Annotated in this window: 10 protein-coding genes; 3 read left to right on the top strand and 7 right to left on the bottom strand. The window is 67.6% G+C overall.

Going from position 1 to position 11,979, the window contains the following annotated elements; genetic code table 11:
• On the bottom strand, nucleotides 1-553 hold a 553-nt coding region (locus FJV41_RS43480; RefSeq protein ID WP_141648527.1), incomplete at its 3' end, for a DUF2924 domain-containing protein.
• Between the two features lie 97 nt (nucleotides 554-650).
• Between FJV41_RS43480 and FJV41_RS53240 the strand changes: the two genes are divergently transcribed.
• On the top strand, nucleotides 651-797 hold the full coding sequence (locus FJV41_RS53240; protein WP_220137947.1) for a hypothetical protein: 147 nt from the start codon (nucleotides 651-653) through the stop codon (nucleotides 795-797).
• Nucleotides 798-984: 187 nt separating this feature from the next.
• Here FJV41_RS53240 and FJV41_RS43490 read toward each other — a convergent pair whose 3' ends face one another.
• The 6 genes from FJV41_RS43490 to FJV41_RS43515 form a co-directional block, all read right to left on the bottom strand.
• Nucleotides 985-1,563 carry a hypothetical protein gene (locus tag FJV41_RS43490; protein ID WP_141648528.1) on the bottom strand — a complete coding sequence of 193 codons (579 nt, stop codon included), beginning with the start codon at nucleotides 1,561-1,563 and terminating at the stop codon, nucleotides 985-987.
• A 49-nt stretch (nucleotides 1,564-1,612) separates the two neighbouring features.
• On the bottom strand, nucleotides 1,613-4,819 hold the full coding sequence (locus FJV41_RS43495; RefSeq protein WP_141648529.1) for a hypothetical protein: 3,207 nt from the start codon (nucleotides 4,817-4,819) through the stop codon (nucleotides 1,613-1,615).
• 26 nt (nucleotides 4,820-4,845) lie between these two features.
• A complete protein-coding gene (locus FJV41_RS43500; protein WP_141648530.1) occupies nucleotides 4,846-6,357 on the bottom strand; it encodes a DEAD/DEAH box helicase in 1,512 nt (503 codons plus the stop codon).
• Nucleotides 6,358-6,444: 87 nt separating this feature from the next.
• Nucleotides 6,445-7,188 carry a hypothetical protein gene (locus tag FJV41_RS43505; protein WP_246137790.1) on the bottom strand — a complete coding sequence of 248 codons (744 nt, stop codon included), beginning with the start codon at nucleotides 7,186-7,188 and terminating at the stop codon, nucleotides 6,445-6,447.
• Nucleotides 7,185-7,526 (bottom strand): hypothetical protein, encoded by a 342-nt coding sequence (locus FJV41_RS43510; RefSeq protein WP_141648532.1) that lies wholly within the window; start codon nucleotides 7,524-7,526, stop codon nucleotides 7,185-7,187. The genes FJV41_RS43505 and FJV41_RS43510 overlap by 4 nt, the downstream gene beginning before the upstream one ends.
• 155 nt (nucleotides 7,527-7,681) lie before the next feature.
• Entirely contained in the window at nucleotides 7,682-8,491 is an 810-nt protein-coding gene (locus tag FJV41_RS43515; protein ID WP_141648533.1) for a sigma-70 RNA polymerase sigma factor region 4 domain-containing protein, read from the bottom strand.
• Between the two features lie 1,631 nt (nucleotides 8,492-10,122).
• On the opposite strand from FJV41_RS43515, the gene FJV41_RS43520 reads away from it, so the two are divergent.
• Both FJV41_RS43520 and FJV41_RS43525 read left to right on the top strand, forming a co-directional pair.
• A complete protein-coding gene (locus tag FJV41_RS43520; RefSeq protein ID WP_141648534.1) occupies nucleotides 10,123-10,722 on the top strand; it encodes a hypothetical protein in 600 nt (199 codons plus the stop codon).
• 130 nt (nucleotides 10,723-10,852) lie between these two features.
• Nucleotides 10,853-11,979, top strand: a 1,127-nt coding sequence (locus FJV41_RS43525; protein ID WP_141648535.1) for a RecB family exonuclease, incomplete at its 3' end; no start/stop codon positions are given.

The raw sequence follows: 11,979 nt of genomic DNA on the forward strand, positions 1-11,979 counted from the left end.
CCTTCTGCTTCGAGCCGCCGTCCTTGAGGCCGAAGAAGCTGTAGCCATTCCAGGCCGTGCCCGTAATCAGCTTGGCCACGAAGGAGAGGCTGCGGTGGAGCTGGCCTTCGTATTCAATCCCGCCCTCACGCACCGTCACCCGGTGCTGTACCCCCTTGAACACGCGCGTCAGCACCGTGCCCGGAGGCGGCAGGCGCGCGTCGCGCCCATCCGCAGCACCGTCGCGCCCGTCCACTGAGGCAGGAGGAGGTGGCGGTACGGAGGGCTTCGTCTCCTCCACCTGCCGCATCCGCCAGCGCTCGGGAAGCTTGTCGCCCAGCTCCGAGATGCGCGCGACGGCGCGCGAGGAGAGACTCCCTTCGGCCAGCTCCTGGATGCGGAAGGCCAGGCGCTTCTTCAGGTAGTCCCGGTTCCGGCTGCGCGTCGGCTCGCCGTACAGCTCCAGGTACTTCGCCGCCAGCTCCGGCACCGGCATGGTGGCCAGCGCGGCCAATTGCTGTGGCACGTCCGCCAACTGCTGGCGCGCGGCCCGAGCAGTCCCTCTCTTCGCCATGGTGTTGTCTCCTGTGCCCTGGGCAGCAGGCCCTCGGGCGAGAGCCATGGACGCTCTGTCCCCAGAAGAAGACAAGTCGAGAGTCTGCGGCTCAGCCATGCGCGCTCTCCTCCGCGCTCCACGCGGGCGCCTGTCCTTGCCGCTGCGCATGACGACGCAACCACAGCTCCCAGAGGGCATCGGCGAGGACATCCACCGCGTCGTCCTGGCGCTGCTGCGGGGTGCTGGAGCGCCCTGCGGCTGAAACCTCAACCTCATGCTGATTCGACCTTCGCGTATCCATTGTCATGACAAAGGTCCGAGAGCGAAATCGAGGGGACACATGGCACCCGCGGCACTCCCGCCAGGACGACTCCACTCGCCACACGAGAAACACCGCGCATCGCAGCACCTCCCTGCCGAGGCCGGCAGGGGCCGCAGGGGGAAGCAATTCAGGAGGGGAGACGGAGGAGTCTCGTCAGGGCCCGTGCCGGCTTCACCCGGTCGGCGGGAATCGCCATGAATGGGAGGCTCACGTCCGTCCTCCGCCAACGCGCGTAGACTTCCCACGCCGTGGCCGTCCATGCATAGCTCGTCCTCCGCAGCCCTCCATTGAAGACGTGGCTCGGGTGCGGGGGCAGTGGAATCGGCTCCCACGGGCTTAGCCGGCCACGAATCAGCAGCGGCAGCCAGCTCGCGAAGGCGAGCAACTCCTCCCCGTAGACAGTCCACTCCAGGCGCAGGCGCGGCTCCCCCAAGGGGTGTGTCACCCCGCTGAGGCCAAACCGACGCAGCATGGCTTCGGGGGGCTCAAAATTGAGTCGGTTCATCGAAATCCGCGTCACCGGCGGCGCCTCGGGGAAATGCCTGTCCGGCCAGGAGTGGCGCGAGAGGTCCACCCGGTTCAGCCACTCCCCTTGCCGCCATACCAGCCGCCGGCCCTGGTGAATCACGGGGGTCAGCGGCTCCATCTCCGACGCGAGACGTTGAAGAAACTCCGCCCACAGCTTGCTACGCGACAGCCTTGTCATGACTCCACCTCAAGAATGGGTCTCCACCCAAACGCCTGCTTGACACCACTCACTCGGGACGCCCTTCCTCCGCGAAGCCATAGCCCTGGCCACGCCACCCACGGCTTGCCTCCTCGACGTGTGGGAAGTCGTCCGCGGAGATGAAGGGCACCTTCGCGACATCAATCACCAGGGCGCACCTGCGCAGGGACTTGCCGGCGAAGCAGACGCGCTCGCTGGGGGAAACGACGTACCCTCCCGCGCGGTGGTTTTCGTGAATGAGGCGTCGCAGCGCCTTCGTGTCCACCATCTCTCCCCGGTAGTCGGTGCGCTTGCTGTACATCCGGTAGGCGTCGTAGGCGGACTCCAAGTGGAGGCACAGCCGTCCCTCGACGAAGGCGTAATGCACGCGGTGCTTCAGCTCGCCCTGAATCGCCATGGTGGACAGCTTCTGGACGAAGACGTCGAGGGCGTTTCGCACGCCCTCCTCCTCCTCGAGGACGTCCTTCAGCACGGCGTCCACGGCCTCACGGGCGCCCAAGTCGGCGGGCAACGGGTAGCCGCACTCCTCGGCGAACTGCTCGAAGAGGTGAATGCCCAGCAGCATGGCCGTCACGTTGTCGACGACGCGCGGAGGCACCTGCCGCCCCTTCACGAGGCCATCCGCGACGGCACGGGCCACGCGGTAGTCCTTGTCGAAGTCCCGCCCCAGGCAGAATTGAATGTAGCGAGGGGCGAAGAGGGCCAGGCGGACGGACGTGACTTCGCGGAAGGCCGCCCGGTAGGCCGGCTGCTGCACCGTCGCCTTCTCCGGGCTGACGGGAAGGATGCGCTCCACGAGAGCCGCTTCCGTGGGCCGCGTCTCTCCGCAGACGCACAGCGGCGCCTGCAGCCGGTAGGTGGACACCGTCAAGTCCGGCCGGCCCCGCTCCTCCGTCTCTCCGCGGTAGAGGCGCCGCATGTAGCGGTGCACCAGGTGGAGGCGCGGCGGCGGCATGTCATGGGGCTTGTACTCGTCCAACACCACCGGCACGGAGCGCGTCGAGGACAGCAGCTTCACGAGGGCGAATTCCGTCTCCGTCACGCTGTAGGCGTCCGAGGCCGGCACCCCGGCCAGCGGCCAGAAGACTTCCGTGCAGGTGCTGGACTTGCCGCTGCCTTGCGTCCCGTAGGAGAAGAGAATGGGGAAGGAGCCCACCTTCTCCAAGAGGCGCGGCTTCAGCGGCGTGGCGAAGAACCACCCCAGCATGGGCAGCACCACCTGCGGCGTGTTGATGCGCGGCAGGTACTCGAAAACGGTGCGTGCCACGTCGTGGAAGCTGTCGTCGTCCGTGGCCTCGTAGCGGACACGCGACTCGAGTGACGCCCCATTGGGCAGGTACGCCACGGGCGACGGGGTGAGGAAACCCTCCTTCCCAATGACGCATCCGGGTGCCACCCACACGTGGTGCGCCCCCTGTTTGAAGTCCCCCAGGACGCTGGTGCCCGGCAGCCGCGGCACCGCACGCCGCGCCACCACGCGCAGCAGTCCCTGCACGTTGTTGTCACTGCCCGTCCACTGCGTGTGGACGGAGGGCAGGTGGTGCAGCAGCTCCTTGCGCGAGTTGAAGGCCCGCCTCGGCAGCCGCGCCCCTTCCATGCTGGTGCCCTTGTCCGTGCGGATGTCTCCGAGGAACACCTCCCCCTCCTCGGTTTCGACGACGGCCTTGGGCGTGAAGGTGAAGGACGAAATCGCCTTCGCGTCTCCGCGCTGCGTCACCGTGTAGTAGCAGTACGCGTCCTCGAACACCTCGCCGTCGATGGTGTCGTCGCCGCTGCTGCTCTTCCCTCCGCTCTTGGAGTCCGCGCCCTCCGCGCCCTCTCCCGCTGCTGAAGTGCGCACGGCGCGGGCCATGGACAGCCGCAGCTTCTGCGCGGCCAGGCCCGTGCGCACCTCCAGCAGGCCCAGGTACTTCTCCTGCGCGGACGGCGGACGGTGGGCGATGGCCTCCAGAATCGGCTTGAGTCGGTACTCCACGTCCTGGGCCGGCACCGTGGCCAGGCGCTCCACAGCCGCCTCGATGTCGAAGACGACGTCGTAGAGCTCGCAGCGCACGTCCGGCTCGCGGTTGACGCGGCAGTAGCCCAGGCCCTGGAGGGAGTGGCAGGGCGGCGCCACGGCCCCATCCTCGCGGGCGGTGGCCATCACCTTCTCGTAGGCCTTGCGGATGTAGCCGACGCCGTCCCGGCCCTTCAGCTTCCCGAGGCCCCGGCGGTCGTACTCGAGGACAAGCTCGGTGATTTCATCGAGGCCGAGCTGCTTGTGCGCGAAGAAGCGCACCATGTTGAAGATGGCGACGCTCCTGTCCTCCGCCCCCTGCTCCCACAAACGCTGCACCGGGCCGCACATCTCCACCGGGTGCGCCCAGTCGTACTCCCCCGCCTCCGTCCGGCGGGCCTTCACCGTCCCCTGCTGTGCCGAGGTGGAGGGCGCCAGCGGCAGCACCACCTGGGCCGGACGCGCCAGGTGCGGCACCTGCGGCTGCACCGGCGCGCTCAGCAGGCGCTCCAGGAGTCCTGCGTCTTCCACGCGCTCGAAGCCGGCGAGTGCCCGAGCTGCTCGGTGAGGCCGCTCCGCCGTCCCCGCCCCCTTCCGGGCGACGGTGCCCACCACCTTGATGATGCGGGCCACGTCGTGGATGGAGTCCACGCGCACGCGCTCGGAGGCGAAGCGGGCACGGAACTCGGCCTCGAAGGCCTTCAGTCCTGCCTGCACGCGCTCGTGGGCCTCCCCTTCTAGCGACTGCGACGGCAGGGCGAACCACAGCTGCGCCCCGTTGCCGCTCATCATCAGTCGCGGCCGGACGAGTCCCTGCGCTTCGCACCAGGCCGCAGCGGCTTCCGCGACCTGGAGCGTCAGCGTGAGCTCGTCCTCGGTGCTGGCCGTGTCCTTGGGGCGCACGGGGTCCAGGTCCACCACCGTGGCCGTCACCACCTCGATGTCCTTGCTGCCCGCCCCCGTCCGCAACGGGCGCAGGACGTTGGGGGCCAGCTCGAGCAGGCGCTGGGGGCGCGGCTGAATGCCCACGTACACGTTGCCGGCAGCGTTGGCCTCGACGCAGGCCGCGACGAAGGCCTCCTCGTCGTCGAAGAAGCCCAGGCCGACGATGCCACCGCCGCCCGGGCGGATGACGCGGACTTCGCTCACGCCGTGCGGCGCGTGCGCCAGCCACCGCCAGGTGGCGCGGATGGCGTCGGGGTTGGGAGTGCTTGGAGTGGTGTCAGAAGGTGTCGTCATCGAAGGTGCTCACTCCCTGCATCGGCTCAATGGGCGCTGGCGGCGGAGGACACCCCCAGCACCGTGGCGTACTGCTGGCGGCGCTCGGCGTGGTGGCGCCGGAGCAGCGGCACCTTCCCGTCGACGAAGTCGATGAGGACGGCGCTCTTCTTCTCCTCGTGCGGGCGCATGAGGCGTCCGAGGCGCTGGACGGTGCGTCCACGCGCGCGGCCGGGGTACACAAGGAAGACGCGCGAGAGGCGCGGCAGGTCGAGCCCCTCATCCGCCAGGCTGGTGGCCACCAGCACACGGACGCGCCCGGCGCGGGCCTGGTCCAGGAGGGCCTTGCGCGCCTCGCGCGGCACCTCACTCGTCAACGCGGCGGCCGACAGGCCGGTGGCCGAGAGCCGCTGCGCCAGCAGTTCGCAGTGGTCCACCCTTCCCGTGAGGACAAGGCACAGGTGGCCCGCCCAGGCCTCGCGAGCCACGGCACCGAGGACGAGGTCATTGCGCGCCTTGTCTTCCGCCAGCGCTTCCAGCATGGGCGCGTAGTCGGAGGCGCGGCCGTAGGGGAAGTCGAAGGCCGTCTCCACGGCGCGCACCTCGGGCACCACCAGCACCCCGCGTGCGACGAGTTCCTCGTGTTTCACCATGGCCAGGGGGGCGCCCAGGTACAGCCGCAAGAGCGGCGTCAGCCCGTCCTCCCGCTCGGGTGTCGCCGTCAGGCCCAGCCGGTAGCGCGCCGGGCAACGGTCCACGATTCGATGGAAGGCGCTGGCGGCGATGTGGTGGGCCTCATCGAGGACGAGCAGGCCGAAGCGGCCGAGGAAGGCGTCGAGCTTCGCCTCCTCCCACCGGGCCAGGGACTGGACGACGGCCACGGTGACGGGACGTACCTCCTCTTCCCCGGCACCCACGAGGCCCGCCTCCAGGCCCAGGCGCTCGCGCACGTGCTCTCGCCACTGCTCGGCCAGGTCCAGTGTGTGGACGAGGATGAGCGTCTGCGTGCGGAGCCGTGCGATTGCGCCGACTGCGAGGACACTCTTCCCTGCCCCGCATGGGAGCACCGCCGTCCCCTGGGTGGCCTTCGCCAGCCGCTCCACGGCCTCGGCCTGGTAGTCGCGCAAGGACACCTCCGGAAGCTTCGCCAGGCGCTTGGGCGGCAGCACACGCGCGTCCTCGAAGGACAACGTCAGGCCCGCTTCCTCCGCGGCCCGGCGCAGCAGGTGAATGGCCCCGCGCGGCAACACCAGCTCGCGCGCCTCCTGGCGGAAGAAGTACAGCGTCTGGGGCTCCGCCCCCGGGCGCTTGCGCAACCGCACCAGCTTCCAGTACGCGGGGTTGGGCAGGGAGAGCGATTGGCAGAGGCCCTCCAGCACCTTGGGCGGAACGTCGCCGGCCGCGAGCCGCAGCCCTGCATCCACGCGCACGCGCAGCGTCCGTTTGTCCGTACCCGCGTTGCGCGCAGGCGCTGACGGCGCAGCCCCCACGCTGGAGTCCTGGGTGCGAGAGACAACACGTCCCCCGTCCCCGCGCATTTCGGAGAAGTCTTCCACCATTCGTTTGTTTCCTCAGTGAGGCGCGTCGGGGGCACGCAACAGGCCCCCTTCGCGCATGGCTACGGCAACAGGCTCAACAGGGTGCGCTCACGGCCCGAAGGGGTCCACGTCCGCGACGCTCTCCGCGGAGTACTCGGCCACGAGGGAGTCGACGAAGGCGCGCGCCAGCTCCCCCTTCGAAGCCGGCAAGTCGCGGATGCGCTGCACGGCGAACTTCTGGAGGAAGCGGTCCACGGCCTCGCGAGGCAGCGCCTTCAGCGCGGTGGCGATGGCCTGCGCGAGCTTCACGTCGACGGGCTCACCCGCCTTCGCACTGGAGGAAGTCCCGGTCGGCGTGCTGCTCGTCGCTGCCGCCGCCTCGGCCGCGTACAGCTTCGGCAAGTCATGCAGGCTCAGCGCCTGGAAGGCCTGCTGCTCCTCCGAGGAAAGCTGGCACTCCGGGAGGATGGAGTACGTCGTCTTCGGGTCGTTGGCGGCGCCGTGACGCTTCACCTCGAAGGCCCACTTCTCCAGCCCGTACTTCGTCCGCACCTGAAATAGGTTGGTGAAGAAGGTGGAGGCCTGCTCCATCACCTTCACCTCTCGCGTCCCGTAGACGGCCACGTTGAGGGCCACGCGCAGCGAGGACTTGTGCCCTTGTGCCCTCAACTTCTCGTCGAACGGGACGAACTTGTTGTCGAGGTAAACCACGTCGCGCGGATGCGGCTCGCCGAGGAAGACGACGACGGCGGTGTCCCCATCGTTCACCAGCTTCAGCCAGACGCCGCCTTGCTGCTCATGCTGCTTGGCCATCGCGGCCGTCTGCTCCCACATGTTGGTCATGGTGCTCATTCCTCCTTCTGGCAGTGCGTGGTGGGGGCGTGGCGCTCGCGCCGGTACACCGAGAACAACTCGGTGCCGTCCTCCGTGGCGCCCGCCGCCTCGATGTTGAAGTCCGCCTCGCTGTCGATGACGTGCTCGAGCTCCCAGCGGCGGAAGAGGCCCGGCATGCGGACGTAGTCATGGGCCTGCTCCTCGGCGCACTCGCAGCAGAGGCATGCGCTACACCCCCTCGCTTCCGGCTCTGAGTCGCCCCGGCCCACCACCCGGAGGTGGTGCCCGTCGATGCGCGCGAAGAAGCGCACGTATGTTTCACCATGCTCGAAGTTGTTTCGCGTGGCTGTCTTCATTCAGTCCTTCCAGGTTGCAGGCAATACAGGGGCGTTGCTGTCCGCCGGGACGGACAGGGTGTCTCGAAGCAGGATTGGATTGGGGCGCGAGGCGGCCCCGTTACTCCCTCAAAGCCAGGCGGCACGCGGAGGGGACATACGATTCGCGCATTCCGTCAGCAGCCCCCTCCCAGTGCCCTCTCGGTTGTTTCAGAATCCACAAACTCTAAAAAGCACCCCCACCCGCCATTTCGGGACAAGAAATCTTTTTGGGGGATTTTATTCTTCATTTTCCGCAGCCGAGTCAGGGCCCGCCGGACGCGCTTACGCGCCGTTTCGGGCGACACCCCAAGGCTCGCTGCCACCTCGACAGCGTCCTCTTCGCGAAGGACGAGGGACACCACCAGCTCGGTGTCCTCCCCCGTCAGCGGGAGGAGCCACGCGCGCAACTCCTCCACCTCCGCGTTGAAGGAGCGAACTCGCGGTACGAAGGGAGTGAGCCACGGCACCGAGGACACCCAGCCGTCCACGTCTGCCAGCGGCTCAAGGCGCGCGCGGTGGCGGTGCTCCACCAGCTCCTTGTGCCACGCCTTGAGGACGTCGCGCTCCGTCCCGCGCACGAGTGTCCCAGCCACGCGATGGACGCCTGACAAATTGACGCGTGCCACGAGGGCCATGAAGGACGCGGCCACCGAGGACACCACCTCCGCGGGCCGGTACTCCTTTCGCCTGCGACATCGGCGATACACGCTGTCCAGCCCAGGCCACAGGCCCAGCCACAGCAGCGCCACGAAGGAGCTCGCCGCAGCTCTCATCTGAACCAGGGTGACGAGGCCCGCGAGTACCCCATCCTTGACGTGCGAGTCGCCCTCGCGCGCCGTGAGAAATGAAACAAGGGCCTCCGGCTCCTCGAAGTCGGAGAGCACCTCCCAGTTGCGCCGCAACAGGCGGTAGGCGCGCCGCGCCTCGGCCGTCTGGAGGGCCATGCCAAGCTCTCGATGAAGTGCATCCCAACCACGACTCACAGTTGCATGCCGCCCCCGCCCTGCGCTCGGCGCGCGGGAAGTGCCAGGTGAGAGGGGAGACCAGGCCGAGCCCCGTTGAGGGAATGACGCCAGCACCTCCGAGGCAGCCCCGTCTTCGGCGGGCACCTCGTGGCGGCGACGCGTCTGTCGAAGGGTTGGGCGGACACTCCGCGCACCCCATACCCCTCGCTATGGTGACGCGCAGGCTCCCTTGCGACTGGGAGCGCGGCAATGGGAGAGCGGCGAGCCCAGGTGGGCCAGGACGCGGTTCTCACAGCGCAGGCCCATCCGGATGGCGCACCAGCGCCTTGGCACCATTAGGGCTGAGCCAATCACAACAAACCAGCACATCGTGTCGAACCAGTAATTCACACAGCCCCCGCACAGCCCAGGGCGACACCTGGCTGAGACATGCCCGAAAGCGATACGAGCGACACCGTGCAACCTGGGCGTGACCACGGCGTGACGGCGCGAAGAGAAACGCACAGCCAGGCCTCCCATACCGCCAGCACCCCTCCGCATTTCATGGCGATACTTGTTATCCATGTCTCGACCCCTCCCAAAATCCCAATACCCAGACAGGCAAGCATTCAGCGGCCCTCTAGCCACGCTTAACTTTTCCAGCGAAAACATCCGAAGTTGTTGATGCGGCGTCGGGGACACGGTCGCGCGCGCGCCTCTGCGACTTTCATGCCCGCACGACTCCATTCGGGCTTCGACGTCGCACGGAGAAACGAGCCGCCTACCCATTCGGGCTTCGGCTTCGCGCAGCAAACTGCTCGTCCAGACATTCGGACGCGCGCCATGTGAAACACCCTTGTCTCGCTGTATCACTACCCCGCCTTCGCATTGAGCAGTCCTGCCAACCGCCCATCCTGCGCGTCTCAGAAATCCGGGAAGCGACGGCCCTGATAGGGCGCAGATGACACGGAAGGCGTCAGATGCGGCCCGAAGTGGCTCCCGCTCCCGTTCACGCGCGTAGAGGCCGTTTCCGGCCGTTCTGCAGCCATTCACAGGCCAGGGCAGGAGCGCGCCCACCGACGCCGCGCGCTCCACCTGCGTGACTCTTCACAATCCGCCGCAGCACTTTCACTCAACGTCTTGAAGGTGGCAGAGGGGTGGCAGAGGTGGCAGGTGGGTGGCAGTACCATCTGCCACCTTTTTCTTCTTTCAATTCAATAACTTATCTCTTGGTGGCAGTGGTGGCAGTCTTTTTTCAGGTACCCCTACGTGACGCGCGCGCATATTTGAATGGCACTATTCAATAGGGGGTTCGAAGTCTCACTCTCCCTAGGGTGCATTACCCCAAAAAACACTGCCACCATTGCCACCACTGCCACTCCGTTGATTTCACTGGGGAATTTCGTGGCAGTCTTTCAAAAAGTGCCTGCCACCGGCTGCCACCTTTCTGCCACCCGGAGAAGGCATGTCCCCGAAATCGCGCCGGAGGCCTTTGCTCTGCCTTATGGCCGCGTGGCATTCGCCCCCGGAAAATCAAAAAAGAAATCGGGCAAAAAGAAATCCTGTCCCGAAACGGAGGGATGGGGTGCTTTTAGGGTGTATCGGCAAACACGCGCCGCCGACATCCGCGCATGGCCCTTACGCACTACCTCCAGCCCACCGCCGCACAGCATCGTCCGCCAGGCGTGACGTGCGAAGCGTATGTCCGAGGCGAGGGCAAGCACTGCCTGCACTACCGGACTGGCGGTGGCTGCACCCTGCCCGGCGTGGGCACCTGCACCGAGTGGCTGAAGGTGAATCAGCAGCCCCGTGCTCCTCGTGAAGAGGTCGCGCCCCCTTCCCCCGCGCTTCCGGCGAAGTCCGCCCCGGCTGCGATGGACTTGTTCGGACATCCGCTGACCGACGCTGGCTCGAAGAAGCCCGCCCTGGCCCCCGCCTCCAAGCCCGCGCCACCAGTTCCGTCTCCCGGTGTGAAGGAGCTGGATGCGGAGGTCCTGCGCGGCCTCACCGACGAGGACATCGCCAGCTTCAAGTCCCTCAACGCCGAGGTGTGCTTCCGCTCCGAGACCTACGGAGAGGTGTGGCTCGTCCCGGCTTACACCGGCCAGGCCCGGAAGGAGCTCACCCCGGAGCATGCCGCCACCCTGGTGCGCGTCCTGTCTGCCTTCCCGGGCTCACGCGTCATGTCCTTCGAGAAACGGCAAGCCTCCGCGGATGAGGTGTCGCCATGAGCATGCCCCGGGCCCGTGAAACACACGCAGGTGGCCGCGCTGCCTGTCCCCTTCGACTTGATGTGTCTCTCGAAAAGAGCGTGATGACTGACTCGCGACACGCCACTGCATCGGCCCGGAGGCCCACGTCATGAGCGCACTGCGAAACGAGCATTTGTCATACAGCCGGCTGAGCCGCTTCGAGGCCTGCCCGCTGTCCTACCGGCTCCACTACCTCGACAAACACACCGCCGAGCCCGGCGTCCCCCTGAGCTTCGGGAAGGCGCTGCACGCCGTCCTCGAGCGACTCCTCCAGGAAGTCATCGACACCGAATACGCTGGCGCCCTCTCCGAGGAGCGTGCCCTCCAGCTCTACCGTGAAGCGTGGGCCGCCTCGGGCCTCTCCGGCCTGGACCTCTTCCAGCAGGGCCTCGGCATCCTCCAGGACTTCGTGCGCCAACAGGGGCGCGTGGACTCCCGCGACATCCTCGCCGTGGAGAAGGAGTTCCGCCTGCCGGTGGGGCCCTTCACCGTCCTGGGCTTCATCGACCGCGTCGACTGGGTGGACGAGGAGACCATCGCCGTCATCGACTACAAGTCCAACCACCAGCTCTTCACCCGCGAGGAGCTGGACTCCAGCCTCCAGCTCAGCCTCTACGCCCTCGCCGCGCGCCGCATGTGGCCCTGGGCGAAGAAGGTGCGCCTCTCCATGTGGATGCTGCGCCACGGCGTGCGGCAGGAGACGACGCGCACCGAGGAGCAGTTGGACGCCGCCCTCGCCTACGTCGAGACGCTGGGCCAGCAGATGGAGAAGGCGGAGTCCTTCCCCGCCCGCCTCAACCCCAACTGCGTGTACTGCGACCACCGGCGCAACTGCCCCGCATACGCCCAGGCGCTGGAGGGACAGCGTGACGTCGTCTGCGAGGACACGTCCGACTTGGAGTCCGTCGCCCGCGAGCGCCAGGAAGTCGCCCACCTCGCGAAGATTCTCGGCGCGCGCAAAGCGGAGCTGGAGGGCGTCCTCCGGGCCCACCTCGCCGAGCAGGTCGAACTCGTCCTCGCCGGCACGCGCTACCGCATGTTCAACACCACCAGCCTCGACTACCCGCTGGAGCCCACCGTCGCGGTGCTGGCTCGGGCCACCGGCCTCTCCCGTGAGGAGCTGATGCAGCGCCTCGCCAGCGTCGAGAAGAAGGCCCTCGACGCGCTGCTGAAGGACGCGGGCAAACGCCTGGGGAGCGCACGCGCCGCCCTGCTGAAGGCGGAGCTGGACTCCCT

It is taken from the genome of Myxococcus llanfairpwllgwyngyllgogerychwyrndrobwllllantysiliogogogochensis (assembly GCF_006636215.1).
Classification (GTDB): domain Bacteria; phylum Myxococcota; class Myxococcia; order Myxococcales; family Myxococcaceae; genus Myxococcus; species Myxococcus llanfairpwllgwyngyllgogerychwyrndrobwllllantysiliogogogochensis.

Bases quoted from the DNA above. Each gene is read 5' to 3' on its own strand.
- FJV41_RS43495 (WP_141648529.1), bottom strand. From the start codon at position 4,819: ATGACGACACCTTCTGACACCACTCCAAGCACTCCCAACCCCGACGCC.
- FJV41_RS43510 (WP_141648532.1), bottom strand. From the start codon at position 7,526: ATGAAGACAGCCACGCGAAACAACTTCGAGCATGGTGAAACATACGTG.
- FJV41_RS53240 (WP_220137947.1), top strand. From the start codon at position 651: ATGCGCGCTCTCCTCCGCGCTCCACGCGGGCGCCTGTCCTTGCCGCTG.
- FJV41_RS43520 (WP_141648534.1), top strand. From the start codon at position 10,123: ATGGCCCTTACGCACTACCTCCAGCCCACCGCCGCACAGCATCGTCCG.
- FJV41_RS43515 (WP_141648533.1), bottom strand. From the start codon at position 8,491: ATGGCCCTCCAGACGGCCGAGGCGCGGCGCGCCTACCGCCTGTTGCGG.
- FJV41_RS43490 (WP_141648528.1), bottom strand. From the start codon at position 1,563: ATGACAAGGCTGTCGCGTAGCAAGCTGTGGGCGGAGTTTCTTCAACGT.
- FJV41_RS43505 (WP_246137790.1), bottom strand. From the start codon at position 7,188: ATGAGCACCATGACCAACATGTGGGAGCAGACGGCCGCGATGGCCAAG.
- FJV41_RS43500 (WP_141648530.1), bottom strand. From the start codon at position 6,357: ATGGTGGAAGACTTCTCCGAAATGCGCGGGGACGGGGGACGTGTTGTC.